Raw genomic sequence first — 25,833 nt, forward strand, 5'->3', positions numbered from 1 at the left:
GCCGATGATCCGTACGGAGTGGAGTGAACCTCCCCCACCGAGACACCGTCCTAAAGGGCGCAATGTCGCCGGATGCCCGATCGGGCCCGGATCCACCGTCTCTCGCAGAACAAACAGGTGCGATGTCTGTCAGGACAGATGAGGAAATGTCGGGCCGGGTTCCGGCCCGGGCCCAGGGCCTGCGGCGGGTACTGCGCGGCCCCCGGCCGGAGGCCGTGCCCCTCCTCGTCGGCCGGGCGTGCGTGCTGGTCGGCCTGCTCGACGTCGCCGCCGGGGTCTTCCCGCGCTTCCGGCACAGCCGGATGCACGCCCTCGCCGAGGTGCTGCCCGGCTCCTTCGGCCCCTTCGCGGCGGCGCTCTCGCTGAGCGCCGGGGTGCTGCTCCTGCTGCTCGCCCACGGTCTCAAGCGCCGCAAGCGGCGGGCCTGGCGGGCCGCCGTGGCCCTGCTGCCGCTCGGCGCCCTCGCCCAGCTCACCTACCGGCACTCCTACCCGGGCGTCCTGGTCTCGCTGTTGCTGCTGCTGCCCCTGCTGCGCCACCGCGACCAGTTCGCCGCGCTGCCCGACCCGCGCAGCCGGTGGAAGGCGCTCGCCAACTTCGTCCTGATGGGCGCCGGTTCGCTGCTGCTCGGCCTGGTCGTCGTGGACGCCCACCCGCGCCGCATGGTCGGCGACCCGAGCCTGGCCGACCGCCTCGCCCACGTGCTCTACGGGCTGTTCGGCTTCGAGGGCCCCGTCGACTACCGGGGCAACACCTCCTGGACGGTCGCCTTCTCGCTCGGCGCCCTCGGCCTGCTCACCGCCCTCACCACCGCCTACCTCGCGCTGCGCCCCGAACACCCCGCCGCCCGGCTCACCGAGGACGACGAGATCCGGCTGCGCGAGCTGCTCGCCCGGCACGGCGGCCGGGACTCCCTCGGCCACTTCGCGCTGCGCCGGGACAAGGCCGTCGTCTTCTCCCCGAGCGGCAAGGCGGCCGTCACCTACCGCGTCGTCTCCGGCGTCATGCTGGCCAGCGGCGACCCGGTCGGCGACGTGGAGGCGTGGCCGGGGGCCATCGAGCGGTTCATGGACGAGGCCCGCGCCCACTCCTGGACGCCCGCCGTGATGGGCTGCTCCGAGACCGGCGCCGAGGTGTGGACCCGGGAGACCGGCCTGGACGCCCTCGAACTCGGCGACGAGGCGGTGGTGGACGTCGCGGATTTCTCCCTGGCCGGCCGCGCGATGCGCAATGTGCGCCAGATGGTCAAGCGCATCGAGCGCGCCGGTTACCAGACCCGCGTGCGGCGCGTCGCCGACCTCGGCGCGGCGGAGCTTGACCGGCTCCGCCGCGCCGCCGACGACTGGCGGGGCACCGACACCGAGCGCGGCTTCTCCATGGCCCTCGGCCGCATCGGCGACCCCGGGGACGGCGACTGCCTGGTCGCCACCGCCCACAAGGCCGACGAGGCGCCCGGCGCGCACGGCGACCTCAAGGCGATCCTGCACTTCGTGCCCTGGGGCACCGACGGGGCCTCCCTCGACCTGATGCGCCGGGACCGGGCGGCCGACCCCGGCATGAACGAACTGCTGATCGTGGCCGCGCTCCAGGCGGCTCCGGGGCTCGGCATCCGGCGGGTCTCGCTCAACTTCGCCATGTTCCGCTCGGCGCTCGCCCGCGGCGAGAAGATCGGGGCGGGTCCGGTGCTGCGGGCCTGGCGGGGCCTGCTGGTGTTCCTCTCCCGGTGGTTCCAGATCGAGTCGCTGTACAAGTTCAACGCCAAGTTCCAGCCCCGCTGGGAGCCCCGCTTCGTCGTCTACCGCAACTCCGCCGACCTCCCCCGGCTCGGCCTCGCGGCCATGCAGGCGGAAGGTTTCCTCACCCTGGCCCTGCCACGGCCCCGCTTCCTGCGCCACCGCACCCCGGCCGGCCGGCCGTGCGCGCACCGGGCACGGGTGGCGGAGACACGGGAGCGGGAGGCCGCCCAGGCGGTGTGAGCGCCGCCGTTCCGGGCGTACGGCCTAGGCTGAGGAACATGAGCACGCAGACCGGGCGCCGCCCCCTGGCGGGACTGACCGCGTGGGACCGCTGCGCCGTCATGGGGGTCGTCAACGTCACCCCCGACTCCTTCTCCGACGGCGGCCGGTTCTTCGACCCCACGGCCGCCGTCAAGCGGGGCCTCGCCCTGGTCGCCGAGGGCGCCGACCTGGTCGACGTCGGCGGCGAGTCCACCCGCCCGGGCGCCGCGCGGGTGGACGAGGAGGAGGAGCTGCGCCGGGTCGTGCCGGTCGTGCGCGCGCTGGCCGCCGAGGGCCTGACCGTCTCCGTCGACACCATGCGCGCCTCGGTCGCCGAACGGGCCCTCGCGGCCGGCGCCGCCCTGGTCAACGACGTCAGTGGCGGCCTCGCCGACCCCCGGATGGTGCCGGTCGTCGCCGACGCGGGCGCGCCCTTCGTCGTCATGCACTGGCGCGGCTTCCTGGCGGGCGGCAACGTCCGGGGGCAGTACGCGGACGTGGTCGGCGAGGTCGTGGACGAGCTGCACGCGCGCGTGGAGGCCGTCCTCGCCGGGGGCGTGGCCGCCGACCGGATCGTGGTCGACCCCGGGCTCGGCTTCTCCAAGGACGCCGAGCACGACCTGGTGCTCCTCGCCCACCTGGACCGGCTGCTCGCCCTGGGCCACCCCGTCCTGGTCGCCGCCTCCCGCAAGCGGTTCCTCGGCCGGGTGCTCGCAGGACCCGGCGCCGCCCCGCCGCCCGCGCGCGAACGGGACGCCGCCACCGCCGCCGTCTCCGCCCTCGCGGCGCATGCCGGCGCCTGGGCGGTACGGGTGCACGAGGTGCGCGCCACCGCGGACGCCGTACGCGTCGCCCGCGCCGTGGAGGCCGCCCGGTGAACGCCCCGCACATCGACGTCGAACAGGTCGAGGCCGCCAACACCGCCTTCTACGAGGCACTGGAGCAGGGCGACTTCGAGCGGGTCTCGGCCGCCTGGCTGACCCCGGCCGACCTGGGCGTGGACGAGACGTACCACGACCCGGCCGACGCCGGCGTGGTCTCCTGCGTGCACCCGGGCTGGCCGGTGCTGACCGGGCGCGGCGAGGTGCTGCGGTCGTACGCGCTGATCATGGCGAACACCGACTACATCCAGTTCTTCCTCACCGACGTGCACGTCTCCGTCACCGGCGACACCGCCCTGGTGACCTGCACCGAGAACATCCTCAGCGGCGGGCCCGCCCCCGAGGGCGAGGACGAAGAGCTGGGGCCGCTGGTCGGCCAGCTCGTCGTCGCCACCAACGCCTGGCGGCGTACCCCGGCCGGCTGGCGGCTCTGGTCGCACCACGCCTCACCGGTGCTGGCCGAGGGCGAGGAGGAGGACGGCGAGGAGAGCGCACCCTGAGCCGGACAAACCACCCGAAGGGGTCGTGACCAGGCCGGACGTGGCGGACATCACGGAACCGCTCCCCCACCCCGCCCCCGGCCCGAGATCCTCGGGGCCGCCAGGCGAAACGCGTGGGGCGCGCGGAGCGCGCGACCGCGCCCCGACCCGGCCCGCACACCCCGTGGCCCGGTGCTTTCGGACCTCGCGGGTAGATTCGGGGTCTGGCCGGCGCACCGCCCGCACGCGGGGGCGCCGGCCGAGAACGACGACGGCAGGAGTGATTCGCGTGGATCGTGTCGCGCTGCGCGGCCTGAGGGCCCGCGGGCACCACGGTGTGTTCCCCAAGGAGCGCGAGGAGGGCCAGACCTTCCTCGTGGACGTCGTCCTGGGCCTGGACACCCGGCCGGCCGCGGCCGACGACGACCTGGCGAAGACCGTGCACTACGGCATCGTGGCCGAGCAGGTCGTCGCCGCCGTCGAGGGCGAGCCCGTCGACCTCGTGGAGACGCTCGCCGAACGCATCGCCCAGGTCTGTCTGCAGCACGAAGGGGTCCAGGAGGTCGAGGTCTGCGTCCACAAGCCGGAAGCGCCGATCACCGTCCCCTTCGACGACGTGACCGTGACCATCATCCGGAGCCGTGTATGAGCACCCCCTTCAGCCGTGGTCCGGTGGACCCGACCGTCCAGCCGGTGCCCGACTCCGTCACCGAGCGGGTCGACGCCGCCGACTCCACGCTCTCCAACCCCAAACGCGCCGTGGTCGCCCTCGGCGCCAACCTCGGCAACCGCCTGGAGACCCTTCAGGGCGCCATCGACGCCCTGGAGGACACCCCGGGCGTCCGCGTGAAGGGCGTCTCGCCGGTCTACGAGACCGAGCCGTGGGGCGTCGACCCCGACAGCCAGCCCGCGTACTTCAACGCGGTCGTGCTGCTGAAGACCACCCTGCCCCCGTCCTCCCTCCTGGAGCGGGCGCACGCGGTCGAGGAGGCCTTCCACCGGGTCCGCGACGAGCACTGGGGCCCGCGCACCCTGGACGTCGACATCGTCGCCTACGCGGACGTCGTCTCCGACGACCCCGGGCTCACCCTCCCCCACCCCCGCGCCCACGAGCGCGCCTTCGTCCTCGCCCCCTGGCACGACGTGGACCCCGAGGCGCGGCTGGCCGGCCGGGGCCCGGTCGCCGAACTGCTCGCGGCCGTCGGCCGGCAGGGCGTCGCGCCCCGCACCGACCTGGAACTCCACCTGCCCGAGTAGTCGTTAAGGTCGACACGATGTGAAGATCGGCGACGAGAGGACACCGTGAAAGAGCTGCGCATCAGGGTGCTGGCCGGCGTGTTGGTCGTGGCCGGCGTCCTGTCCTGGGCGGTGGCCCGGCTGTGGAACTCGGTCGGCACCCTGCCCAGCGTCCCCCTGGCCGCCCCGGTCGTCCTCGCCCTGATCGCCGTGGTCCTGCTGGCCACCGCCCTCTCCCTGCGCGCCCGCCTCAAGGCCCAGCGCGACCGGGACCCGGAGGCCAAGGGCGTCGACCCGATGATGGCGGCCCGCGCGGTCGTCTTCGGCCAGGCCAGCGCCCTGGTCGCCGCCCTGGTCGCCGGGATGTACGGCGGCACGGGCGTCTTCCTCCTGGGGTACCTGGACATCCCGGCCCGCCGCGACCAGGCGATCTACGCCGGCTTCTCGGTCCTGGCCGGCCTCGCGGTGATAGCGGCGGCCCTCTTCATGGAACGCGTCTGCAAACTCCCGGACGACGACGACCAGGACCACCCCGGCACGGCGCCGGCGGCGTGAGGACCGGCGCGCTCAGCGCGCCATGATCAGGCTCATCGCCTCGTTGCGGGTGGCGACGTCCCGCAGCTGCCCGCGCACCGCCGAGGTGATGGTCTTCGCGCCGGGCTTGCGGATGCCCCGCATCGACATGCACATGTGCTCGCACTCCACGACGACGATCACGCCGCGCGGCTCCAGGATCTCCATCAGCGAGTCCGCGACCTGCGTGGTGAGCCGCTCCTGCACCTGCGGCCGGCGGGCGTAGACGTCCACCAGGCGGGCCAGCTTGGACAGCCCGGTGATCTTGCCGTTGACGGACGGGATGTACCCGACGTGCGCCACGCCCCGGAACGGCACCAGGTGGTGCTCACAGGTGGAGAACACCTCGATGTCCTTCACCAGCACCATCTCGTCATGGCCGAGGTCGAAGGTGGTGGTCAGCACGTCCTCGGGCTCCTGCCACAGCCCGGCGAATATCTCCCGGTACGCCCGCGCCACCCGTGCCGGCGTCTCGCGCAGGCCCTCGCGGTCCGGGTCCTCGCCGACCGCGATGAGGAGTTCGCGGACCGCGTTCTCCGCGCGCTTCTCGTCGAACTCGCCGACGGGGCCGTCGCCCGCCAGCGTCACGGGGTCGGTCATGTGCTGCCTCGTTCCTGGTCATGGATGCGGAAAACGCCGCGTCCCCCCAGGCTAGAACCTCGGGGGACGCGGCGTTCATTCCGGCCGGGGGCCGGGCGGTCAGCTCTCCGGGCGGTCCTCCGGAGCCGGCTCGGGGGCCGGGTCCGGGGTGGTGGACTTGGCAGTGGAGATCGCCGCCGTCGTGCCGTTCGCACCGTTCGTCAGGGCCAGCTCCCGGGGGGAGAGGACCGGCGGACGGGTGGACGGCGTGCGGCGGGAGGAGCCGGTCCAGGCCGGCCGCGCGGGACGCCGGTGGATCTGGGCGAAGACCTCGGCGATCTCCTCCTTGCCCAGCGTCTCCTTCTCGAGCAGCGCGAGGACGAGGTTGTCCAGGATGTCCCGGTTCTCGACCAGGATCTCCCACGCCTCGTTGTGCGCCGTCTCGATGAGCTGCTTGACCTCCTCGTCGACCAGCGCGGCGACCTCTTCCGAGTAGTCGCGCTGGTGAGCCATCTCACGCCCGAGGAAGGGCTCGCTGTTGTCGCCGCCGAACTTGATGGCGCCGAGCCGCTCGGTCATGCCGTACTGCGTGACCATCGCGCGGGCCAGGCCCGTGGCCTTCTCGATGTCGTTGGCGGCGCCGGTGGTCGGGTCGTGGAAGACCAGTTCCTCGGCCGCCCGGCCGCCCAGCATGTAGGCGAGCTGGTCGAGCATCTCGTTGCGCGTGGTGGAGTACTTGTCCTCGTCCGGCAGCACCATCGTGTAGCCGAGGGCGCGGCCTCTGGAGAGGATGGTGATCTTGTGCACCGGGTCGGAGTTGGGTGAGGCCGCCGCGACCAGGGCGTGTCCGCCCTCGTGGTACGCGGTGATCTTCTTCTCCTTGTCCGACATGATCCGGGTCCGCTTCTGCGGGCCCGCGACCACCCGGTCGATCGCCTCGTCCAGCATCCGGTTGTCGATCAGCTTCTGGTCGCTGCGCGCGGTCAGGAGCGCGGCCTCGTTGAGCACGTTGGCCAGGTCGGCGCCGGTCATGCCGGGGGTGCGGCGGGCGACGGCCGACAGGTCGACGTCCGGGGCGACCGGCTTGCCCTTCTGGTGGACCTTGAGGATCTCCAGACGGCCCTGCATGTCCGGGCGGTCGACGGCGATCTGCCGGTCGAAGCGGCCGGGGCGCAGCAGCGCCGGGTCGAGGATGTCGGGCCGGTTCGTCGCGGCGATGAGGATCACACCGCCCTTGACGTCGAAGCCGTCCATCTCCACCAGGAGCTGGTTCAGCGTCTGCTCGCGCTCGTCATGACCGCCGCCGAGGCCGGCGCCGCGGTGGCGGCCGACCGCGTCGATCTCGTCGACGAAGACGATGGCCGGCGCGTTGGCCTTGGCCTGCTCGAAGAGGTCGCGCACCCGGGAGGCGCCGACGCCGACGAACATCTCCACGAAGTCCGAGCCGGAGATCGAGTAGAACGGCACGCCCGCCTCGCCCGCGACGGCGCGCGCGAGCAGGGTCTTGCCGGTGCCGGGCGGGCCGTAGAGCAGCACGCCCTTGGGGATCTTGGCGCCGACGGCCTGGAACTTGGCCGGCTCCTGGAGGAACTCCTTGATCTCGTGGAGCTCCTCGACGGCCTCGTCCGAGCCGGCGACGTCCGAGAACGTCGTCTTGGGGGTGTCCTTGGTGATGAGCTTGGCCTTGGACTTGCCGAAGTTCATGACCCGGGAGCCGCCGCCCTGCATCTGATTCATCAGGAACAGGAAGACGACCACGATCAGGACGAACGGGAGCAGGGAGAGCAGGATCCCGACGAAGGCGTTCTGCTTCGTCGGCGAGACGGTGTAGCCGTCGGGGATCTGCTTGTCCTGGTACTTGTTCTGCAGGGTGCTGGCCAGGGTGACGCCCTGGTCACCGATGTAGCTCGCCTGGATCTTCGAGCTGCCCTTGACCTTCACCCCGTCCTTGAGCTGGACCTTGATGTTCTGCTCGTCACCGGTGGTGATCTTGGCCGACTCGACCTTGTTGTCGTTGATCGCCTGGACGACCTGGCCGGTGTCCACCGTCTTGTAGCCGCCGCCGGACCCGACGACCTGCATCAACACGACCACGGCAAGGACGGCCAGCACGATCCACATGACCGGCCCACGGAAGTATCGCTTCACGTCCATCCACACGGAGCGGTGCCGCCCCGTCCCTCCTGCCATAGTGAGTTTGATAAGACAGTTCTTCTGACGGTACCCCAGCTTGGTGGCGGGAAGGCGCACGGGCCGCTGGCGTTTACGTCTGCATGCTCCAACGGCGCGGAGCCCCGTGGGGTTCCCGGCCGTGGTGCGATTTGCGCCGCCCGGGCGTCAGCCGCCGTAGACGTGCGGGGCGAGCGTGCCGACGAAGGGCAGGTTGCGGTACTTCTCGGCGTAGTCGAGGCCGTAGCCGACGACGAACTCGTTCGGGATGTCGAAGCCGGCCCACTCCACGTCGATGGCGACCTTCGCGGCGTCGGGCTTGCGCAGCAGCGTGCACACCTTGAGGGAGGCGGGCTCGCGCGAGCCGAGGTTGGAGATCAGCCAGGACAGGGTCAGCCCGGAGTCGATGATGTCCTCGACGATCAGGACGTGCTTGCCCTTGATGTCGGTGTCGAGGTCCTTGAGGATCCGCACCACACCGGAGGACTGGGTGCCCGCGCCGTAGGAGGACACCGCCATCCAGTCCATGGTGACGGGGGTGGACAGCGCCCGGGCCAGGTCGGCCATGACCATCACCGCGCCCTTGAGGACGCCGACGATGAGCAGGTCCTTGCCCGCGTACTCCGCGTCGATCTTCGCGGCCAGCTCCACCAGCTTCGCGTCGATCTCTTCCTTGGTGATGAGCACCTTCTCGAGGTCGGCACCCATGTCGTTCGCGTCCACCCGCATCACTTTCGGTTCGGATTCGGCCTCAGCCTCGCCGAATCATCGGCCTTGCCGAATCACCAGTCTGCCACCCTGCCGCTGGGCGACGACCTTGCCCGGCAGATTGATGGCCCCCTGGCCGCGCCAGCCGGTGATGAGGCGGTCGACCTCCTCGATGTGCCGGGCGAACAGCGCGCCCGCCGGGGCGCCGGCCTCGATGGCGGCGCGGCGCAGGATCCGGCGGCGCACGGCGGGCGGCAGGGCGTGCAGCTTGGCGCACTCCAGGCGGCCGGTGTCGTCCCGTACGCCCGTCTCGGCCTGGCGGGCCCAGGTGTCCAGGGCGTCCGCGTCGTCCCGGGAGAGCTGGGCGGTGCGGGCGAGGGCCTCGACGACGCCCTTGCCGAGGGCCTTCTCCAGGGCGGGCAGGCCCTCGTGGCGCAGCCGGGAGCGGGTGTAGGCCGGGTCGGTGTTGTGCGGGTCGTCCCAGACGGGCAGGGACTGGGCCATGCAGGCCCTGCGCGCGGTCTGCCGGTCGACCTGGAGGAAGGGGCGCCGGTAGCGGCCGCCGGTCCCCGAGACCGCGGCCATCCCGGACAGGGAGCGGATGCCGGAGCCGCGGGCGAGGCCGAGCAGGACGGTCTCGGCCTGGTCGTCGCGGGTGTGGCCGAGCAGGACGGCGGCGGCGCCGTGCCGGGCGGCGGCGGCGTCGAGCGCGGCGTAGCGGGCGGCGCGGGCGGCGGCTTCCGGGCCGCCCTCGCGGCCGACGGTGACGGCGGTGGACTCGACGGGGTCGAGGCCGAGATCGCGCAGGCGCACGACGACCTCTTCGGCGCGCAGGTCGGAGCCGGTCTGCAGGCCGTGGTCGACGGTCACGCCGCCGGCGCGGACGCCGAGTCGGGGGGCCTCGAAGGCGAGGGCCGAGGCGAGCGCCATGGAGTCGGCGCCACCGGAGCAGGCGACGAGCACGAGCGGCTGTCGCCGGTCGCCTGAGGCGGCGGGGCCGACGGGGTCGGCGGGGTCGGCGAGCCCGACAGGCCCGGCGGGGAGTTCGGTGAGGATGTCGTGGAGGACGCGGCGGACCGCCAGGCGTATCGCCGCGACCGCAGGATGGGGACCCATGTCCGGTGCCCTTCATGGAGTTTTCGGGGGTGAGCCCGCGAATTCGGTCACACAGAGTGTGTAGATGGTGACAGAACCGGGACGCACCCCCGAGCATCGCACGCCCGCAGAGGGCCCACGGTCCCTCGGACGGGTGATTGGCGGGGCGCGGGGCTCACGCCTCCGGGGTGGTGCGGTGCACGCGCGCGACCCAGTCCGCCGGGGCGGCGATCTCCGCCTTGGTGGGCAGGGTGTTGGGCGAGGTCCACACCTTGTTGAAGCCGTCGACGCCGATCTCGTCCACGACGGCGCGCACGAAGCGCTCGCCGTCGCGGTACTGCCGGAGCTTGGCGTCCAGGCCGAGCAGCTTGCGCAGCGCCAGGTCGAGCCGGGATGCGCCCTTGGCGCGGCGCTGCTGGAACTTCTCCCGGATCTCGCCGACGCTCGGCACGACGGAGGGGCCGACGCCGTCCATCACGAAGTCGGCGTGGCCCTCCAGGAGGGACATCACCGCGGTGAGCCGGCCGAGGACCTCGCGCTGCGCCGGGGTCTGCACCAGCTCGACCAGGGAACGGCCGCCGTCCTCCTCCTCGCCCTCGGGCCGCCCGCCGGCCAGGCTCTGCGCGGCCTCGCGCACCCGCTCCAGGATGGTCATCGGATCGACGTCGGTCTCCGCGAGGAACGCCTGGATCTCGCCCTCCAGGTGGTCGCGGAGCCAGGGCACGGCGGTGAACTGGGTGCGGTGGGTCTCCTCGTGCAGGCACACCCAGAGCCGGAAGTCGTGCGGGTCGACGTCGAGTTCGCGCTCGACGTGCACGATGTTCGGGGCGACCAGGAGCAGCCGGCCGCCGCCGTTCGCGCCGGCGGGCAGCTCGCGGGTGGCCGGGGCGAAGGTCTCGTACTGGCCGAGGACGCGGGAGGACAGGAACGACAGCAGCATGCCCAGCTCGACGCCGGTGACCTTGCCGCCGACGGCGCCCATCAGCGCGCCGCCGGTGCCGCTCCCGCGCCGCTGCTCCATCTTCTCCAGGAGCGGGCGCAGGATCTCCCGGAACCCGGCGACGTTGGCCCGTACCCAGCCGGGGCGGTCCACGACGAGGACGGGGGTGTCGTGCTCCGCGTCGGTCGCCATCCGGGTGAAGCCGCGTACGTGCTCCTCGGACGCCTTCGCGTGCCGGCGGAGCTCCGCGACCACGGCCCGGGCCTCGTCCCGGCTGACCTCTGGCCCCGGGCGCACGAGCCGCGTCGCGGTCGCCACCGCGAGATTCCAGTCGACCATGCCGGAGGATGCGCCGATGCTCGTCATGCGGTCAACGGTACGGGAGCGCTGCCGCTGGGGGGTGGTCGAAGTAGGCCTCGCCTTCGGCTTCGGCCTCCTTTGTGTTCCCACCCGCACCACCCGTGACGCTTTCGTGGTCGGGCGCGGGTGGCCCCTGTGGGGCGGTCTCGCCGTCGGCGGGTGCGGGTCGTGCCCGGGGCTCAACGGCAGCCGCACTCCGCCAGCGTCGTCGCCGCGTGGTCCAGGGACGTCTGGGTCGTGGTCGGGTCCGTCGTGCCCGAGGTCAGGAAGGCGAAGGCCAGGGCGTGGCCGTCGGTGTCGACGACCGTGCCGGCGAGGGTGTTGACGCCGGTCAGGGTGCCGGTCTTGGCGCGCACCAGGCCGGCCGCGCCGTCGGTGTAGCGGCTGGTCAGGGTGCCGGTGAAGCCGGCGACGGGGAGGCCGGTGAGGACCGGGCGGAGGTCCGGGCGGTCCGGGTCGGCGGCCTTCGCGAGGAGCGCGGTGAGCAGGCTCGCGCTCATCCGGTCGGCGCGGTCCAGGCCGCTGCCGTCCCGGAAGCGGGCGCCGGCCAGCGGCAGGCCGAGCTTCTTCAGGCGGGCGGCGATCGCGGCCGAGCCGCCGGTGAAGTCGGCCCGCTTCCCGCCGGCCAGGGCGGTGTGCCGGGCCAGGGCCTCCGCGAGGTCGTTGTCGCTGTTGGTCAGCATCCGCTCGACCAGCTCCGAGAGCGGGGGCGAGGAGACGGCGGCGAGGGCGTCCGCGCCCTTGGACGCCTTGGACGGGCCCGGCGCGGACGCCTTGACGCCCCGTTCGCCGAGCAGCCGGGCGAAGGCGCGGGCGGCCTCGGCCGCCGGATCGGCGGCGCGGGGCGCGGGGCCGCTGGTCGAGGCGTCGGTGCGGGCCTCGTCGGCCATCAGGGCGGTGACGGGCGCGAGGTTCTCGTTGACCCCGATCGGGTGGTTCGGCGGGCCGGCGTACAGGGTCGTGTCGTAGGAGAGCGTGACCGACTTCTTGCCGCGCTTCTTCAGGGCCGCGGCGGTGCGGTCGGCGAGGACGCGCAGGGAGGCCGGGCCGCGGCGGTCCGCGCGGGCGGTCAGCGTGGGGTCGCCGCCGCCGACCAGGACGACCTCGCCGGTGCCGGGCTCCAGGGCGGTGCGGGTGGTCAGGCGGTGGTCGGGGCCGAGGGCGCCGAGCGCGGCCACGGCGGTGGCGATCTTCGTGGTGGAGGCCGGCGTGAGGGCCAGGTCGGCGTCGCGGCCGTACAGCCGCCTGCCGTCGGTGAGGTCGACCACGGCCGCGCCGCGCCGCTCGCCGAGCGCGGGGTCGTCCAGGAGCGGCCCGAGCACGCCGGCGAGGGCCTTGCCGCCGGGGGCCGCCTGGGCGCGTACGGCCGTGCCGGTGAGGCCGGCCAGGACGGCGGCGGCGCTGGGCGCGGGCCGGGGACCGTCCGCCCGGGCCGCGCCGGGGCCGGCGGCACCGCGGCCGTGATCTGCGCCACCCGTGCGTCCGGCGGTGACGGCCCGCTGCCGCTCCGCCGTACGCTGACCCGTGGAGTCCCAGGGTCCCGCGGCGGTCGCCACACCGGCGGCGAGCGCGAGGCCCGCGGTGACGGCGCCGGCGGTGTACCGCCAGGTCCGCGACCGCGCCGCCCGCGCGGCGCGGGTCAGTCGTGGACGCAGGGCGGCGCCCGCGGCCCGCCACGGCCTCAGCTCCGGCACGGTCACCAGCCCCTTTCGCGATCACGGACCTGCGTGAGGGACACTTAACCACCAGAACTATGTGCTGATCATGGAGGAGCGTCCGGTGGAGTTCGACGTCACGATCGAGATCCCGAAGGGTTCGCGGAACAAGTACGAGGTGGACCACGAGTCGGGTCGGATCCGCCTGGACCGTCGGCTCTTCACCTCGACCGCCTACCCGACCGACTACGGCTTCGTCGAGAACACCCTCGGCGAGGACGGCGACCCGCTGGACGCGCTGGTCATCCTGGACGAGCCGACCTTCCCCGGCTGCCTGATCCGCTGCCGCGCGATCGGCATGTTCCGCATGACGGACGAGGCCGGCGGCGACGACAAGCTGCTGTGCGTGCCGTCCACCGACCCGCGCGTGGAGCACCTGCGTGACATCCACCACGTGTCGGAGTTCGACCGCCTGGAGATCCAGCACTTCTTCGAGGTCTACAAGGACCTGGAGCCCGGCAAGTCCGTCGAGGGCGCCAACTGGGTGGGCCGCGTGGACGCGGAGGTCGAGATCGAGCGCTCGTACAAGCGCTTCAAGGAGTCCGGCAGCCACTGAGCAGCCACTTCTTCTGAACGGGCCGTACGCCGGGGCGTGCGGCCCGTTCACGTTTGAGTACGCATACTGAAGGACACAGGAGGGTGTGTCTGTACCAGGGAGCGCTACGCACGTGACGGAGGCGGAGGACCGCAAGCCGCAGTCGGACGAGGCCCGCAGTGCCTTCCGGCCGCCGGGCGGTGTGACCACGTCGGCACCGACGACCCACGCCGAGAGCGAGTCGTCGGTGACCTCGGAGTTCGAGATCCCGGCGGGGCTCGCCGCGCGGAGACCGGTCGTCAGCGAGGCCGAGACGACCTCGGAGTTCGCCCTGCCGGAGGGCTACGAGGCCCCGCCGGCGCCGGCCGCCGAGACCGAGGGGTCGGCGTTCACCGCGCCGAGCACGTACAACGCCTGGACCCCGGCCGCCTTCACCCCGGCGTCCGGCTTCCCGGTGGTCAGCCTGACGAAGGACGTCCCCTGGCAGGACCGGATGCGGGCGATGCTGCGCATGCCGGTGGCCGAGCGTCCTGCCCCCGAGACGCCCCAGCGCCAGGACGACGAGACCGGCCCGGCCGTCCCGCGCGTCCTCGACCTGACCCTGCGCATCGGGGAGCTGCTGCTCGCCGGCGGTGAGGGCGCGGAGGACGTGGAGGCGGCGATGTTCGCCGTGTGCCGCTCCTACGGCCTGGACCGCTGCGAGCCGAACGTCACCTTCACGCTGCTGTCCATCTCGCACCAGCCGTCGCTGGTCGAGGACCCGGTCACCGCGTCGCGCACGGTACGGCGCCGGGGCACCGACTACACGCGGCTCGCGGCGGTCTTCCACCTGGTGGACGACCTCAGCGACCCGGAGACGTCCCTGTCCATGGAGGAGGCGTACCGGCGCCTCGCGGAGATCCGCCGCAACCGCCACCCGTACCCCGGCTGGGTGCTGACCACGGCCAGCGGCCTGCTCGCCGGCGCGGCCTCGCTGCTCGTCGGCGGTGACGTCGTCGTGTTCTTCGCGGCCATGGTCGGCGCGATGCTCGGCGACCGGCTGGCCTGGCTGTGCGCGGGGCGCGGGCTCCCGGAGTTCTACCAGTTCGCGGTGGCCGCGATGCCGCCGGCCGCGATCGGGATCGCGCTCACCCTGACGCACGTCGAGGTCGCCGCGTCCGCCGTCATCACCGGTGGGCTGTTCGCGCTGCTGCCGGGGCGGGCCCTGGTGGCGGGGGTGCAGGACGGGCTGACCGGGTTCTACATCACCGCGTCGGCGCGGCTGCTCGAGGTCATGTACTTCTTCGTCAGCATCGTGGCCGGGGTGCTGCTGGTGCTGTACTTCGGGGTGCAGCTGGGCGCCGAGCTGAATCCCGACGCGGCGCTGGGCACGGGTGACCAGCCGGTCGTGCAGATCTTCGCCTCGATGCTGCTGTCGCTGGCCTTCGCGGTGCTGCTCCAGCAGGAGCGGCACACGGTGTGGGCGGTGACGGTGAACGGGGGGATCGCGTGGTGCGTCTTCGGCGCGATGCACTACGCCGGCAACATCTCGCCGGTGGCCTCCACGGCGGCCGCGGCGGGGTTGGTCGGGCTGTTCGGGCAGCTGATGTCCCGGTACCGGTTCGTGTCGGCGTTGCCGTACACGACGGCGGCGATCGGGCCGTTGCTGCCCGGTTCGGCGACGTACTTCGGGCTGCTCGCCATCGCGCAGAGCGAGGTCGACAAGGGGCTGGTGTCGTTGTCGACCGCGGTCGCCCTGGCCATGGCCATCGCGATCGGGGTGAACCTGGGTGGGGAGATCTCGCGGTTGTTCCTGCGGATGCCGGGTGGGGCGAATGCCGCGGGGCGCCGTGCGGCCAAGCGGACGCGGGGGTTCTGAGGCGCTGCCGGGTACGGGTGCATCGTGGCCGGCCGCACCCCTAGGGCACTGACCCTAGCCCCGGTTGTAGTAGTCCTGGTTGTACTGGTCCTGGCTGTACTGGTCCTGGCTGTACTGGTCCCGGTACGGGTCGATGCGGCGGAGCTGGGTCGTGGGCTGGTCCACCGGGGGCTGGTACGGGCGGGGGCGCGGCCTGGCCGCTGCCGCTCGCTTCTTCTTCTTCCGTTCCCTCAGGTACTCGATCGCGATCGGGATCACCGAGACCAGGACGATCAGGACCAGGATGGCCTCGACGTTCTTGTGGATGATCTCGATCTGGCCCAGCCAGTAGCCCGCGAGGGTGACGCCGGTGCCCCAGGCCGCGCCGCCGATGATGTTGTACGTGAGGAAGGTGCGGTACTTCATCCGGCCGGCGCCCGCCACGATGGGGGCGAAGGTGCGCACGATGGGGACGAAGCGGGCCAGGACGATGGCCTTGGGGCCGAACTTCTCCATGAACTCGTGGGCCTTCTCCAGGTTCTCCTGTTTGAAGATCCTGGAGTTGGGGCGGCTGAAGAGCCGGGGCCCGAAGAACTTGCCGATCATGTACCCCACCTGGTCGCCCAGGATCGCCGAGCCCACGATCAGGGCGCAGACCAGCCACAGCGGCTGGCTGATGTACTGGCCCTGGGCCACGAAGAGGCCGGCCGTGAACAGCAGCGAGTCGCCGGGCAGGAAGGCGAAGAGACCGGACTCGGCGAAGACGATCAGCAGGATGCCGGGCAGGCTGAACGTCTCGATCAGGTAGTCCGGGCTCAGCCACTCGGGGCCGAGCGCAAGCGTGGTCACGGGATGGGGCTCCTGCACATGGGGGGCGGGCGGGGGCTGGCAGCCCCAACGTATCAACGCGGCCTCCGGGTAGCCGGTTCCCGACGGGGCACCCGGACGGCATGGGCCTCGAAGAATACGGCGGCGGGCAGAGCGCCGAGACCGATGTGCTGGTCGTGACCACGAACGACGTACCCGGGTACCGCGTGCAGCAGGTGATCGGCGAGGTGTTCGGCCTCACCGTGCGCTCCCGGCACCTGGGGAGCCAGATCGGCGCCGGACTGAAGTCGCTGGTCGGCGGGGAGCTGCGCGGGCTGACCAAGACGCTGGCGGAGACCCGCAACGAGGCGATGGAGCGGCTGGTGGAGCAGGCACGCGCGCGGGGTGCCAACGCCGTGCTGGCGTTCCGCTTCGACGTGGCCGAGGCGGCGGACGTCGGCACCGAGGTGTGCGCCTACGGGACGGCGGTGGTCGTCGCCCGGGAATGAGTCTTCAGGCCCCGGCGGCGTTCGCCAGGATCGCCTCCCTGAGGTGCTCGGCGAGGCCGGGGCGCATGCCGTCGTAGAACGCCCTGAAGCGCTCGTCGGCGACGTACATGTCGGCCAGGGCGGTGTGCGTCGTGCGGTCGCAGTCGTAGTACCAGCGGGTGATGTGCTGCCGGTGCTCCTCCGCCAGGGCCCTCGCGGCCGGTCCGGCCGGGGGCTCACCGGCGGCCATCAGGGCGGCGTAGCGCTCGCCCCAGTCGGCCACCTCGGCGTTGATGCGCCGCCAGTCCTCCTTGGTGTACGTCGCGACGCGGCGCCGGGACTCGGCGTACCGCTCCGTGCCGCCCCAGCGGGCCTCCGCCTCCTCGGCGTACCGCTCGGGGTCCTTGTCCCCGAAGACCTCGAAGCGCTCCTCGGGGGTGAGTTCGATGCCCATCCTGCGTGCCTCCATGGCGTGTTCGACGGCCGCCGCCATCGCCCTCAGCTGCTCGATCCGGGCGGTCAGCACCTCGTGCTGCCGGCGCAGGTGCGCGCGCGGGTCCGCGTCCGGGTCGTCGAGGAGGACGGCGACCTCGTCGAGCGGGAAGCCCAGCTCGCGGTGGAACAGGATCTGCTGGAGCCGGTCGAGGTCGGCGTCGCTGTAGCGCCGGTGCCCCGCGTGGCTGCGCCCGCCGGGGGCGAGCAGGCCGATGGCGTCGTAGTGGTGCAGGGTGCGCACCGTGACGCCGGCGAATCCGGCGACCTGTCCCACGGAGTAGGTCATCTCCGCTCCTTTCCTGACGCCGCCCACGCTGCCCCCTCACGCCGCGTGAGGTGCAAGCCCGTCCGCGTGCGGGTCCGGTGGCGGCGGCCTACCGTCGGAGGCATGCCACTGCATCACGGGCAACACCCGTCACAGGATGAGGGGCGTCGGCGCGGGCGCGGGGTCAATCCCTTCTACGGCGAGGCCGACCCGGTGGGCGGGATGACCGAGGCGCCGCCGACGCACCGGCTGCCGGACGGGCCACTGCCGCCGTCGACGGCGTACCAGCTGGTGCACGACGAGCTGATGCTGGACGGCAACGCCCGGCTGAACCTGGCCACCTTCGTCACCACCTGGATGGAGCCGCAGGCCGGGGTGCTGATGAGCGAGTGCCGCGACAAGAACATGATCGACAAGGACGAGTACCCGCGCACCGCCGAGCTGGAGCGGCGTTGCGTGGCGATGCTCGCCCACCTGTGGCACGCGCCCGACCCGGCGGCGGCCGTCGGCTGCTCCACGACCGGGTCGAGCGAGGCGTGCATGCTCGCCGGGATGGCACTCAAGCGGCGCTGGACACGGCGCAACGCCGACCGATACCCGGGCTCCGCGCGGCCGAACCTGGTCATGGGCGTCAACGTGCAGGTGTGCTGGGAGAAGTTCTGCGACTTCTGGGAGGTCGAGGCCCGGCAGGTGCCGATGGAGGGCGACCGCTTCCATCTCGACCCCGAGGCCGCCGCCGGGCTGTGCGACGAGAACACCATCGGCGTGGTCGGCATCCTCGGCTCCACCTTCGACGGCTCCTACGAGCCGGTCGCCGAGCTGTGCGCCGCCCTGGACGCCCTCCAGGAGCGCACCGGACTCGACATCCCGGTGCATGTGGACGGGGCGTCGGGGGCCATGGTCGCGCCGTTCCTCGACGAGGACCTGGTGTGGGACTTCCGGCTGCCGCGGGTGGCGTCGATCAACACCTCGGGGCACAAGTACGGCCTGGTCTACCCGGGCGTCGGCTGGGCGCTGTGGCGGGACGGCGAGGCACTGCCGGAGGAGCTGGTCTTCCGGGTGAACTACCTGGGCGGCGACATGCCGACCTTCGCGCTGAACTTCTCCCGGCCGGGCGCGCAGGTGGCGGCGCAGTACTACACCTTCCTGCGGCTCGGCCGGGAGGGCTACCGGGCGGTGCAGCAGAACGCGCGGGACGTGGCGCGCGGACTCGCCGAGCGGGTGGAGGCGCTGGGCGACTTCCGGCTGCTGACCCGGGGCGACGAGCTGCCGGTGTTCGCCTTCACCACCGCCCCGGACGTGACAGCCTTCGACGTCTTCGACGTGTCGCGGCGGCTGCGGGAGGCGGGCTGGCTGGTGCCCGCGTACACCTTCCCGCCGCACCGCGAGGACCTGTCCGTGCTGCGGGTGGTGTGCCGCAACGGCTTCACCCACGACCTGGCCGACCTCTTCGTGGCCGACCTGACGCGGCTGCTGCCGGAGCTGCGCCGCCAGCCGGGCCCGGTGACCCGGGACAGGGAGGCGGCGACCGGCTTCCACCACTGACCCGGCCGGCGGCGGGGGATCACCGGTCAAGGCGGGCGAACCTCCGCACCGCGAGCGGCGCGAACACCGCCAGCAGGCCCAGCGGCCAGGTCACCGCCGCCCACACGTGCCCCGCCTCGCCGCCGGGGCCGCCGAACAGGTCCCGCACGGCCGTCGCCGTCTGCGACAGCGGGTTCCACTCGACGGCCGTGCCCAGCCAGCCGGGCATGGCGTCCGGGGTGGCGAAGGCGTTGGAGAGGAAGCCGACCGGCCAGACGAGGATCTGCACCGCCTGCACCAGCTCCGGCTTGCCCGCCACCAGGGAGAGGTGGATGCCGATCCACAGCATGGCGAAGCGGAAGAGCAGGAGCAGGCCCACCGCGCCCAGGAACGCGCCGGGCCCGCCGTGCGCCCGCCAGCCGAGCGCGTGGCCGACGCCGATCAGCACCGCGAGGCCGACCGCCGACTGGAGCATGTCGGCGGCGGAGCGGCCGACCAGGACCGCGCCGTTCGCCATCGGCAGGGAGCGGAAGCGGTCGACGACGCCCTTGGTGAGGTCCTGGGTGACCGCGATCATGGTGCCCTCCAGGCCGAAGGCCATGGTCAGGGCCAGCATCCCGGGGACGAGGTAGTCGACGTACGCGCCGGTGACGCCCCGGCCGCCGCCGACCAGGTAGCCGAACATCAGCAGCAGCATCACCGGGAAGAGCAGGCCGACGACGACGGTGACCGGCCGGCGCGCCCAGCGGGCCAGCTCGCGGCGGGTCATCGTCCAGGAGTCGGTCAGGGCGTACGCGGCGGGGTGCGGGGCGCCGGTGCTCATACGGCCTCCTTCGTGCGGTCGGTGAGGCGCAGGAACACCTCGTCCAGGGTGGGGCGGCGCAGCGTCACGTCCTCGGCCTCGATGCCGGACTCCGCCAGCGCCCGTACGACGCCGGACAGCGCCGCCATCCGGTCGGTGACCGGGGCGCTGAGCAGCCTGCGGTCGACGTCGACGCGGACGCCGGTGAGCGGCAGCAGGGCGACGGCGGCGCCCAGTTGGCCGCCGTCGCGCAGCACGACGTCGACGCGGTCGCCGCCGGTGGCGGCCTTCAGCTCGTCCGCCGTGCCGTCGGCGACGACCCGGCCGGCGTCGACGACCGAGATGCGGTCGGCGAGCTGGTCGGCCTCCTCCAGGTACTGGGTGGTGAGCAGGACCGTCGTGCCGCCGCCGACCAGGGAGCGGACCGAGTCCCACACCTCGGCCCGGCCGCGCGGGTCGAGGCCGGTGGTCGGCTCGTCCAGGAAGAGCACCTCGGGCTCGGTGATCAGGGACGCGGCGAGGTCCAGGCGGCGCCGCATGCCGCCGCTGTAGGCGCCGACCGGTTTGCGTCCGGTGTCGGCGAGGTCGAAGCGGGCCAGGAGTTCGCCGGCACGCGCGCGTGCCCGCCGGGCGCCCAGGTGGTGGAGGCGGCCGAACAGCTCCAGGTTCTGCCGACCGCCCAGTTCCTCGTCGAGCGCCGCGTGCTGGCCGAGCAGCCCGATGCGCAGCCGCACGGCGTACGCCTCGGCCAAGACATCGTGCCCGGCCACCTCGACCCGCCCCGCGTCGGGCCGCAGCAGGGTCGACAGGACGCGGACCAGCGTCGTCTTGCCGGCGCCGTTCGGGCCCAGGACGCCGTGCACCGTGCCGGGCGCGACCGTGAGGTCGAGTCCGTCCAGCGCGTGCTTGGTGCCGTACCTCTTGCGCACCCCTTCGACGGTGATCGCCGCGTCGGCCATGGAGCATTCCCCCTTGCTCACTAATCAATCTTGACTACTGGCGCGAGGCTACTGCCCGCTCACTTTCTGGTCAAACTTGATTAGCGGTCGTCCCCCGGATGCCGCTCCCCCGTCGCGTACGGGTTCTCCTGCCCCTCGGCCAGCACGCCGACGAACGTCTCGCCCTCGCCGGCGAAGGTGTAGGCGCCCGCCTCGAGGCGGGCGATCAGCCCCTGGGTCCACGCGGCGTCGGAGTCGGCCGTGTGGACCCAGAGGTTCATGATCTCGCCGATGTGGCCCAGCCGGCCGGGGCCGTCCTCCGGGACGTAGTGCTCGGTGACCGCCGCCCGCCACGCGCCGATCCGCCGGATCCGCTCCCGGAGCAGCTCCAGGGCCTCCGCCCGCTCCAGCTCGACCAGGAAGCCGACGGCGGCGGACTGGATGTCCGTCTTCTGGTCGTAGGCGACCAGCGCCTCGCGCAGCAGCCGGAAGAACTCCTCCCCGCCGCGGTCGGTGATCTCGTACTCCGTGCGCGGCGGCCCGCCCGCCGTGGACGGCGCGGTCTCGTGCGCGTGCAGCAGGCCCTGCTTCGCCAGCTGCTTCAGCGCGTGGTAGATCGAGCCCGGCTTGGCGTTGGACCACTCGTGCGCGCCCCAGTACTCCAGGTCGTTGCGCACCTGGTAGCCGTGGGCCCGCCCGTGCTGGCGGACCGCGCCAAGGACGAGGAGACGGATCGTTGACATACGGCCCAGGTTATGGCTCGGCCGTCACCCGGCCTGTTCCAGGGCCACCAGGTCCCACGCCGACTTCCCGTCCAGCGACTCCCGGATGATGTCGGCGTGGCCGGCGTGCCGGGCCGTCTCGCGGATCAGGTGCAGGCACATCCAGCGCACCGACACCCGGCCCTCGGGCGGGAACCAGGGAGCCGAGGGCACCGGGAAGACGTCGTCCAGGCTCGGCACGGAGCGGACGAACGCCTCGGTCTCGGCGGCCACCTCCTCGTAGCGGGCCAGCTGCGCGGCGAGCGTCTCGTCGCCGACCAGGCGGAAGCACTCGTGCCAGTTCGACCGGTCCCGCTCGACGGCGGGCGGCACCTGCCGGGCGCGGGCCAGCCAGCCCTGCTCGGTCTCGGCGACGTGCTTGACCAGCCCGGCCAGGGACAGCTCACTGGCGGTCGGGCGGTCGGTGACCTGCTCGTCGGTCAGGCCGAGGGCGGCACGGCGTAGGCCGCCGCGCTCCTCGGCCAGGAAAGAGAGCAGCGCGCCGCGCTCGTCGCCCTGCGTCTCGGCTCGTACGTGAGTGACCATGACCGGCCGCCTTCCGGGATGCGGCGGGGGAAGGGGATCCTCCTCCGTCCGGTACCGGCCACGCTAGGAGGTATCGAGGTCAGTTCGCTTCCTAGATGGGGCTGTTCAGAAGGGGAACGTGCTCCGGCCGTGCTGCACCGAGACCCACTTCTGCCGGGTGAAGGCGTCCAGGCTCGCCTCGCCGTTCAGGCGGCCCGCGCCGGAGTGCTTCTCGCCGCCGAAGGGGACGATCAGCTCGTCGTGCACGGTGCCGTCGTTCACATGGAACATGCCGGTCGCCACGCGCCGCGCGAAGCGCACCCCGCGCTCGACGTCGGCGGTGTGCACGGCGCCGCTGAGGCCGTAGGGGGTGTCGTCGACGAGGCGGACGGCCTCGTCCTCGCCGTCGAAGGCGACGACGAAGGCGACGGGCCCGAAGACCTCCCGGCGCAGCAGCGCGGAGTCGGCGGGCAGGCCGGTGAGCACCGACGGGCCGACCAGGTTGTCCCGGACGGTGCCGCGCACCAGGGCGGTCGCGCCCTCGGCGAGGGCCTGCTCGACGACGCCGGCGACGTCGTCGGCGAGCGAGGAGTTGATCAGCGGCCCGATCACCGTCGACGCCTCGCGCGGGTCGCCGACCCCGAGCGCGCCGACCCGGGCCGCGAACTTCGCCGTGAACTCCTCGGCGAGCGAGCGGTCCACCAGCACGCGGCCCGCGGCCATGCAGACCTGGCCCTGGTGGACGTACCGGCTGAAGACCGCCGCGTCGACCGCGTAGTCCACGTCGGCGTCGTCGAGGACCACCAGGGCGCTGTTGCCGCTCAGCGCGAGGACGCAGCGCTTGAAGTGGGCGGCGCAGACCATGGCGACGTGCCGGCCGACCTGGTCGGAGCCGGTGAAGGAGATGACCTCGGGGACCGGGTGCGCCAGGAACGCGTCACCGATCTCCGCGACGTCGGTGACCACCACGTTGAGCACGCCGCCGGGCAGCCCGGCCTCCTCCAGGATCCGGGCGATCAGCGTGCCGCCGGTCACCGGGGTGTCCTCGTGCGGCTTGAGGACGACGCCGTTGCCGAGCGCGAGGGCCGGGGCGAGCGACTTCAGGGCGAGGAAGAAGGGGAAGTTGAAGGGGCTGACGACGCCCACCACGCCGACCGGCTCCCGGTAGAGGCGGTTCTCCTTGCCGGCGACCGGCGAGGGCAGGACGGTCGCCCGGGGGCTCAGCGCCAGGTGCGCCGCCTCGCGCAGGGCCTCCTTGGCGAGGCGCACCTCGAAGGCGGCCGTCGGCCGGGTGCTGCCCAGCTCGGTGACGAGCGCCTCGGCGATCTCCGGCTCACGCTCCTCGACGAGGCGCAGCGCCCGCTCGAACACGGCCCGGCGCGCGTACGGGCCGGCCGCCGCCCACGCGGGCTGGGCGCGGGCCGCCGCGCGGTAGGCCAGGTCGACCTCGTCGGCGGTGGCTATGGTGATCGAGGCCAGCTTCTCGTTGTCGTACGGGTCGAAGTCGATGAGGTCCCAGGAGCCGGTGCCCGCCCGCCACTCGCCGTCGATGTACTGCCGCGCCAGTTCCGTGAAGTACGACGACATGCGAACGCCTCGATCCCTGGTCTCGGGAACTCCCCTGATCACGCGTCATCGTACTGGTGTGCCGGTTCGCCAACTCTCCTGACGGATCAGCCGAGTTGCAGCAGGCCCCGGATCACGTCCCGGCTCTCCTCGGGCCCCGGGCTGTCCCGGCGCAGCTCCCCGAGCGCCGCCTCGTACTGGGCGACGTCCTCCGGCTTGTCCAGGTACAGGGCGCTGGTGAGCTGCTCCATGTAGACCACGTCGGACAGGTCGGAGTCGGGGAAGCCGAGGATCGTGAACGCGCCACTCTCGCCGGCGTGCCCGCCGAAGCCGAACGGCATCACCTGGAGGGTGACGTTGGGGCGCTCCGACATGTCGATGAGGTGCTGGAGCTGCCCGCGCATCACCTGCCCGTCGCCGTACGGCCGGCGCAGCGCGGCCTCGTCCAGGACGATGTGGAAGGCGGGGGCGTTCTCCGCGACGAGATGCTTCTGCCGCTCAAGGCGCAGCGCCACCCGGCGCTCCACGTCGGCCTCGCCGGCGTCCTTCATGCCGCGCCGGACGACCGCGCGGGCGTACTCCTCGGTCTGCAGCAGGCCGTGCACGAACTGCACCTCGTAGACCCGGATCACCGAGGCGGCGCCCTCCAGGCCCACATAGGTGGGGAACCAGTTGGGCAGCACGTCGGTGTAACTGTGCCACCAGCCCGCGACGTTGGCCTCCTTCGCCAGCGCGAGCAGCGAGTTGCGCTCCTGTTCGTCGGTGACGCCGTACAGCGTCAGCAGGTCCTCGACGTCCCTGGTCTTGAAGCTCACCCGGCCCAGCTCCATCCGGCTGATCTTGGACTCCGAGGCGCGGATCGAGTAGCCCGCGGCCTCCCGCGTGATCCCCCGAGTCTCACGCAGTCGCCTGAGTTGTGATCCGAGCAGCATGCGCCGCACCACCGATCCGGGCTCTCCCGCGCTCACGTCCGCCAGCCTCCCCAACGTGTTCAGGGGCCGAAGTCTGCCACTAAATCACTCCGAGCAGTACTCGTCCGGTTACGCAAACGGAATTCAGCCGACGGAAGTGGTCGGGATCACTCGGCGAAGCGGGCCCGAACGGCCGGAAGCGGACGGGATGCGCAGGTGAAGCGGGGGAGAAGATGACGCGAAAATTGCCCAACAAGCGGTACGGGCAGGCGTATTCCGGTCACGTGCACGTGCATCTGCCCTTGCATCTGCGGTACGCATCCGAAACCATGGTCCCGCACCACCGCGCCGCATCGCTACCACCGCGAATCACCGGGAGTGCCTCGCATGGGGACGAATGGATCGACCATGCTCGAGCCGTTACGGCAGGGCCTTCCCCCACTCGACCCCGCGGCCGTGTCGAACGCCGCCTCCTGCGCCCTGCCCGCCCGCTTCGAGGCGGTGCGCGAGGCCCGGCGGTTCACCCGACGCACCCTCGACGGCTGGGAGTTGGGCGAGCGACTCGACGACGTGTGCCTGGTGGTCTCCGAACTCGTCACCAACGCCCTGCGGCACGGCGTCCCGTCCGCGGCCCCGACCCCGACCCCTTCCTCGTCCTCGGCACCGGGGGCGCGGTCGCTCGTCGTGGAGCAGGGTCTGGTGCGGCTGCATCTGATGCGCTGGACCGAGCGGCTGGTGTGCGCGGTGCGCGACTCCAGTCACGACAGCCCGGTGGCCCGCCCGAGCGACGACTTCTCGGCGGAGTCCGGGCGCGGCCTGTTCCTCGTCGACTCCTTCGCCGACGGCTGGGGCTGGCACCCGCTGGCCGGGGCGCTGGACGGCAAGGTGGTCTGGGCGCTGTTCCGGCTGCCGCGGCCACCGGCCGAGTGACGGACCGCGGCGCCTTCGCGCGCCGCGGTTCTCCGCGCGTGCGGGTCGGGTCGCGTGCGGGGCGGGTCGCGTGCGGGTCGGGTTTCGTACGCGCCCGGCTCAGCCGGCGACCAGGTGGTCGAACTCCCCGTCCTTGACGCCGAGGAGCATGGCCTCGATCTCGGCCCGCGTGTAGACGAGCGCGGGGCCGTCGGGGAAGCGGGAGTTGCGCATCGCGACCCCGCCGTCGGGCAGCCGGGCGAACTCCACGCAGGAACCCTGGGAGTTGCTGTGCCGGCTCTTCTGCCAGGCCACGTCGGTCAGTTGCGTGGCGGCCATGCCGTTGTACACGCCGGACGCGTCTACAACGTCGTACACGTCTACAACCTCGTACGCGTCGTGGTCCACAGGTCGCTCCCCGGTGGTGCACTGGCTGATGTGGCCATTGATGCAGTGGTCAACTGTCCCGGATCATAACCTCGTTCACGTGCGGGTGCATGAGCAAATGCACGTGCACGGGCAGTGGTCCCACGGTTACAGCGGTGCCGGACGCCTGTCCGCCGAAAGCCCTTGCCCTCGTGCCCCTGCCCTCATGGACGCACGGGCACGGGAAGACGTTCCCTACCGGTGCCCGGGGTTCGGCCCGGCATGCGGTGCGGGACCCGGGCTCGCCGGGGGCGCGGGGGCGGGCTGGTAGCTTGCGGTCGTCTTCGGCCGACCCGGCCGTCCGGTGACGAG

Annotated in this window: 26 protein-coding genes; 11 read left to right on the top strand and 15 right to left on the bottom strand. The window is 72.6% G+C overall.

Annotation, left to right across the window (positions count from 1 at the left end):
• Positions 1 to 146 precede the first annotated feature (146 nt).
• The 6 genes from ACGFZL_RS03235 to ACGFZL_RS03260 all read left to right on the top strand — a co-directional run bounded on the left by ACGFZL_RS03235 (position 147) and on the right by ACGFZL_RS03260 (position 5,148).
• Positions 147 to 1,976 carry a phosphatidylglycerol lysyltransferase domain-containing protein gene (locus ACGFZL_RS03235; RefSeq protein ID WP_393688763.1) on the top strand — a complete coding sequence of 610 codons (1,830 nt, stop codon included), beginning with the start codon at positions 147 to 149 and terminating at the stop codon, positions 1,974 to 1,976.
• Positions 1,977 to 2,014: 38 nt separating this feature from the next.
• The gene (gene folP, locus ACGFZL_RS03240) at positions 2,015 to 2,875 is read left to right on the top strand and encodes a dihydropteroate synthase (RefSeq protein ID WP_393688765.1); all 861 of its coding nucleotides are present in this window, start codon (positions 2,015 to 2,017) and stop codon (positions 2,873 to 2,875) included.
• Positions 2,872 to 3,378, top strand: a complete 507-nt coding sequence (locus ACGFZL_RS03245) for a nuclear transport factor 2 family protein (RefSeq protein ID WP_393688767.1) — start codon at positions 2,872 to 2,874, stop codon at positions 3,376 to 3,378. Before folP ends, ACGFZL_RS03245 begins: the two co-directional genes overlap by 4 nt.
• A gap of 268 nt (positions 3,379 to 3,646) precedes the next feature.
• Positions 3,647 to 4,006 (top strand): dihydroneopterin aldolase, encoded by a 360-nt coding sequence (gene folB / locus ACGFZL_RS03250; protein WP_393688769.1) that lies wholly within the window; start codon positions 3,647 to 3,649, stop codon positions 4,004 to 4,006.
• A complete protein-coding gene (gene folK / locus ACGFZL_RS03255) occupies positions 4,003 to 4,614 on the top strand; it encodes a 2-amino-4-hydroxy-6-hydroxymethyldihydropteridine diphosphokinase (protein WP_355176112.1) in 612 nt (203 codons plus the stop codon). The genes folB and folK overlap by 4 nt, the downstream gene beginning before the upstream one ends.
• A gap of 45 nt (positions 4,615 to 4,659) precedes the next feature.
• Positions 4,660 to 5,148: a DUF3180 domain-containing protein gene (locus tag ACGFZL_RS03260; RefSeq protein WP_355176111.1), complete on the top strand. Its 489-nt coding sequence runs from the start codon at positions 4,660 to 4,662 to the stop codon at positions 5,146 to 5,148.
• Positions 5,149 to 5,160: 12 nt separating this feature from the next.
• Here the strand turns inward: ACGFZL_RS03260 and folE are convergent, their stop codons facing one another.
• The 6 genes from folE to dacB form a co-directional block, all read right to left on the bottom strand.
• Positions 5,161 to 5,766, bottom strand: a complete 606-nt coding sequence (folE, locus tag ACGFZL_RS03265; RefSeq protein ID WP_393688772.1) for a GTP cyclohydrolase I FolE — start codon at positions 5,764 to 5,766, stop codon at positions 5,161 to 5,163.
• Between the two features lie 99 nt (positions 5,767 to 5,865).
• Positions 5,866 to 7,899 carry an ATP-dependent zinc metalloprotease FtsH gene (ftsH, locus tag ACGFZL_RS03270; RefSeq protein WP_355176166.1) on the bottom strand — a complete coding sequence of 678 codons (2,034 nt, stop codon included), beginning with the start codon at positions 7,897 to 7,899 and terminating at the stop codon, positions 5,866 to 5,868.
• Positions 7,900 to 8,082: 183 nt separating this feature from the next.
• Positions 8,083 to 8,643 carry a hypoxanthine phosphoribosyltransferase gene (gene hpt / locus ACGFZL_RS03275; RefSeq protein ID WP_355176109.1) on the bottom strand — a complete coding sequence of 187 codons (561 nt, stop codon included), beginning with the start codon at positions 8,641 to 8,643 and terminating at the stop codon, positions 8,083 to 8,085.
• 36 nt (positions 8,644 to 8,679) lie between these two features.
• Positions 8,680 to 9,738 (bottom strand): tRNA lysidine(34) synthetase TilS, encoded by a 1,059-nt coding sequence (tilS, locus tag ACGFZL_RS03280; protein WP_393688775.1) that lies wholly within the window; start codon positions 9,736 to 9,738, stop codon positions 8,680 to 8,682.
• Positions 9,739 to 9,892: 154 nt separating this feature from the next.
• Positions 9,893 to 11,023 (bottom strand): zinc-dependent metalloprotease, encoded by a 1,131-nt coding sequence (locus ACGFZL_RS03285; RefSeq protein WP_393688777.1) that lies wholly within the window; start codon positions 11,021 to 11,023, stop codon positions 9,893 to 9,895.
• Between the two features lie 173 nt (positions 11,024 to 11,196).
• Complete coding sequence (gene dacB / locus ACGFZL_RS03290) at positions 11,197 to 12,717, bottom strand: D-alanyl-D-alanine carboxypeptidase/D-alanyl-D-alanine-endopeptidase (protein ID WP_393688779.1); 1,521 nt, start codon at positions 12,715 to 12,717, stop codon at positions 11,197 to 11,199.
• Positions 12,718 to 12,796: 79 nt separating this feature from the next.
• On the opposite strand from dacB, the gene ACGFZL_RS03295 reads away from it, so the two are divergent.
• Both ACGFZL_RS03295 and ACGFZL_RS03300 read left to right on the top strand, forming a co-directional pair.
• Positions 12,797 to 13,288: an inorganic diphosphatase gene (locus tag ACGFZL_RS03295; protein ID WP_355176164.1), complete on the top strand. Its 492-nt coding sequence runs from the start codon at positions 12,797 to 12,799 to the stop codon at positions 13,286 to 13,288.
• Positions 13,289 to 13,400: 112 nt separating this feature from the next.
• Entirely contained in the window at positions 13,401 to 15,125 is a 1,725-nt protein-coding gene (locus tag ACGFZL_RS03300) for a threonine/serine exporter family protein (RefSeq protein ID WP_393688781.1), read from the top strand.
• A gap of 54 nt (positions 15,126 to 15,179) precedes the next feature.
• Here ACGFZL_RS03300 and ACGFZL_RS03305 read toward each other — a convergent pair whose 3' ends face one another.
• The gene (locus ACGFZL_RS03305) at positions 15,180 to 15,953 is read right to left on the bottom strand and encodes a DedA family protein (protein ID WP_393688783.1); all 774 of its coding nucleotides are present in this window, start codon (positions 15,951 to 15,953) and stop codon (positions 15,180 to 15,182) included.
• A 101-nt stretch (positions 15,954 to 16,054) separates the two neighbouring features.
• Between ACGFZL_RS03305 and ACGFZL_RS03310 the strand changes: the two genes are divergently transcribed.
• Positions 16,055 to 16,420: a YbjQ family protein gene (locus tag ACGFZL_RS03310; RefSeq protein ID WP_355176104.1), complete on the top strand. Its 366-nt coding sequence runs from the start codon at positions 16,055 to 16,057 to the stop codon at positions 16,418 to 16,420.
• Positions 16,421 to 16,424: 4 nt separating this feature from the next.
• Here ACGFZL_RS03310 and ACGFZL_RS03315 read toward each other — a convergent pair whose 3' ends face one another.
• A complete protein-coding gene (locus ACGFZL_RS03315; protein ID WP_393688785.1) occupies positions 16,425 to 17,180 on the bottom strand; it encodes a MerR family transcriptional regulator in 756 nt (251 codons plus the stop codon).
• A gap of 102 nt (positions 17,181 to 17,282) precedes the next feature.
• On the opposite strand from ACGFZL_RS03315, the gene ACGFZL_RS03320 reads away from it, so the two are divergent.
• A complete protein-coding gene (locus ACGFZL_RS03320) occupies positions 17,283 to 18,704 on the top strand; it encodes a glutamate decarboxylase (RefSeq protein ID WP_393688787.1) in 1,422 nt (473 codons plus the stop codon).
• Between the two features lie 19 nt (positions 18,705 to 18,723).
• Here ACGFZL_RS03320 and ACGFZL_RS03325 read toward each other — a convergent pair whose 3' ends face one another.
• The 6 genes from ACGFZL_RS03325 to ACGFZL_RS03350 form a co-directional block, all read right to left on the bottom strand.
• A complete protein-coding gene (locus tag ACGFZL_RS03325) occupies positions 18,724 to 19,506 on the bottom strand; it encodes an ABC transporter permease (protein ID WP_393688789.1) in 783 nt (260 codons plus the stop codon).
• Positions 19,503 to 20,444, bottom strand: a complete 942-nt coding sequence (locus ACGFZL_RS03330; RefSeq protein WP_393689577.1) for an ATP-binding cassette domain-containing protein — start codon at positions 20,442 to 20,444, stop codon at positions 19,503 to 19,505. Before ACGFZL_RS03330 ends, ACGFZL_RS03325 begins: the two co-directional genes overlap by 4 nt.
• A gap of 80 nt (positions 20,445 to 20,524) precedes the next feature.
• On the bottom strand, positions 20,525 to 21,166 hold the full coding sequence (locus tag ACGFZL_RS03335) for a PadR family transcriptional regulator (protein WP_393688791.1): 642 nt from the start codon (positions 21,164 to 21,166) through the stop codon (positions 20,525 to 20,527).
• Positions 21,167 to 21,190: 24 nt separating this feature from the next.
• Positions 21,191 to 21,730, bottom strand: coding sequence for a DinB family protein (locus tag ACGFZL_RS03340; RefSeq protein WP_393688793.1), 540 nt, complete (start codon positions 21,728 to 21,730; stop codon positions 21,191 to 21,193).
• Positions 21,731 to 21,835: 105 nt separating this feature from the next.
• Positions 21,836 to 23,296 (bottom strand): aldehyde dehydrogenase family protein, encoded by a 1,461-nt coding sequence (locus ACGFZL_RS03345; RefSeq protein ID WP_393688795.1) that lies wholly within the window; start codon positions 23,294 to 23,296, stop codon positions 21,836 to 21,838.
• 86 nt (positions 23,297 to 23,382) lie between these two features.
• The gene (locus tag ACGFZL_RS03350; protein WP_393689580.1) at positions 23,383 to 24,207 is read right to left on the bottom strand and encodes a helix-turn-helix domain-containing protein; all 825 of its coding nucleotides are present in this window, start codon (positions 24,205 to 24,207) and stop codon (positions 23,383 to 23,385) included.
• A 366-nt stretch (positions 24,208 to 24,573) separates the two neighbouring features.
• Here ACGFZL_RS03350 and ACGFZL_RS03355 point away from each other — a divergent pair, with 366 nt between their 5' ends.
• A complete protein-coding gene (locus ACGFZL_RS03355) occupies positions 24,574 to 25,116 on the top strand; it encodes an ATP-binding protein (RefSeq protein WP_393688797.1) in 543 nt (180 codons plus the stop codon).
• A 99-nt stretch (positions 25,117 to 25,215) separates the two neighbouring features.
• Here ACGFZL_RS03355 and ACGFZL_RS03360 read toward each other — a convergent pair whose 3' ends face one another.
• On the bottom strand, positions 25,216 to 25,434 hold the full coding sequence (locus ACGFZL_RS03360; protein WP_355174861.1) for a DUF397 domain-containing protein: 219 nt from the start codon (positions 25,432 to 25,434) through the stop codon (positions 25,216 to 25,218).
• Positions 25,435 to 25,833 lie beyond the last annotated feature (399 nt).

Source organism: Streptomyces sp. NPDC048182 (assembly GCF_043202555.1).
Classification (GTDB): Bacteria; Actinomycetota; Actinomycetes; order Streptomycetales; family Streptomycetaceae; genus Streptomyces.

What these genes read in the sequence shown, in the direction of transcription:
- ACGFZL_RS03235 (WP_393688763.1), top strand. Translation starts at nt 147, where the DNA reads ATGTCGGGCCGGGTTCCGGCCCGGGCCCAGGGCCTGCGGCGGGTACTG.
- folP (WP_393688765.1), top strand. Translation starts at nt 2,015, where the DNA reads ATGAGCACGCAGACCGGGCGCCGCCCCCTGGCGGGACTGACCGCGTGG.
- folK (WP_355176112.1), top strand. Translation starts at nt 4,003, where the DNA reads ATGAGCACCCCCTTCAGCCGTGGTCCGGTGGACCCGACCGTCCAGCCG.
- folE (WP_393688772.1), bottom strand. Translation starts at nt 5,766, where the DNA reads ATGACCGACCCCGTGACGCTGGCGGGCGACGGCCCCGTCGGCGAGTTC.
- ftsH (WP_355176166.1), bottom strand. Translation starts at nt 7,899, where the DNA reads ATGGACGTGAAGCGATACTTCCGTGGGCCGGTCATGTGGATCGTGCTG.
- hpt (WP_355176109.1), bottom strand. Translation starts at nt 8,643, where the DNA reads ATGCGGGTGGACGCGAACGACATGGGTGCCGACCTCGAGAAGGTGCTC.
- tilS (WP_393688775.1), bottom strand. Translation starts at nt 9,738, where the DNA reads ATGGGTCCCCATCCTGCGGTCGCGGCGATACGCCTGGCGGTCCGCCGC.
- ACGFZL_RS03285 (WP_393688777.1), bottom strand. Translation starts at nt 11,023, where the DNA reads ATGACGAGCATCGGCGCATCCTCCGGCATGGTCGACTGGAATCTCGCG.
- ACGFZL_RS03310 (WP_355176104.1), top strand. Translation starts at nt 16,055, where the DNA reads ATGGGCCTCGAAGAATACGGCGGCGGGCAGAGCGCCGAGACCGATGTG.
- ACGFZL_RS03315 (WP_393688785.1), bottom strand. Translation starts at nt 17,180, where the DNA reads ATGACCTACTCCGTGGGACAGGTCGCCGGATTCGCCGGCGTCACGGTG.
- ACGFZL_RS03320 (WP_393688787.1), top strand. Translation starts at nt 17,283, where the DNA reads ATGCCACTGCATCACGGGCAACACCCGTCACAGGATGAGGGGCGTCGG.
- ACGFZL_RS03325 (WP_393688789.1), bottom strand. Translation starts at nt 19,506, where the DNA reads ATGAGCACCGGCGCCCCGCACCCCGCCGCGTACGCCCTGACCGACTCC.
- ACGFZL_RS03330 (WP_393689577.1), bottom strand. Translation starts at nt 20,444, where the DNA reads ATGGCCGACGCGGCGATCACCGTCGAAGGGGTGCGCAAGAGGTACGGC.
- ACGFZL_RS03335 (WP_393688791.1), bottom strand. Translation starts at nt 21,166, where the DNA reads ATGTCAACGATCCGTCTCCTCGTCCTTGGCGCGGTCCGCCAGCACGGG.
- ACGFZL_RS03340 (WP_393688793.1), bottom strand. Translation starts at nt 21,730, where the DNA reads ATGGTCACTCACGTACGAGCCGAGACGCAGGGCGACGAGCGCGGCGCG.
- ACGFZL_RS03345 (WP_393688795.1), bottom strand. Translation starts at nt 23,296, where the DNA reads ATGTCGTCGTACTTCACGGAACTGGCGCGGCAGTACATCGACGGCGAG.
- ACGFZL_RS03350 (WP_393689580.1), bottom strand. Translation starts at nt 24,207, where the DNA reads ATGCTGCTCGGATCACAACTCAGGCGACTGCGTGAGACTCGGGGGATC.
- ACGFZL_RS03355 (WP_393688797.1), top strand. Translation starts at nt 24,574, where the DNA reads ATGGGGACGAATGGATCGACCATGCTCGAGCCGTTACGGCAGGGCCTT.
- ACGFZL_RS03360 (WP_355174861.1), bottom strand. Translation starts at nt 25,434, where the DNA reads ATGGCCGCCACGCAACTGACCGACGTGGCCTGGCAGAAGAGCCGGCAC.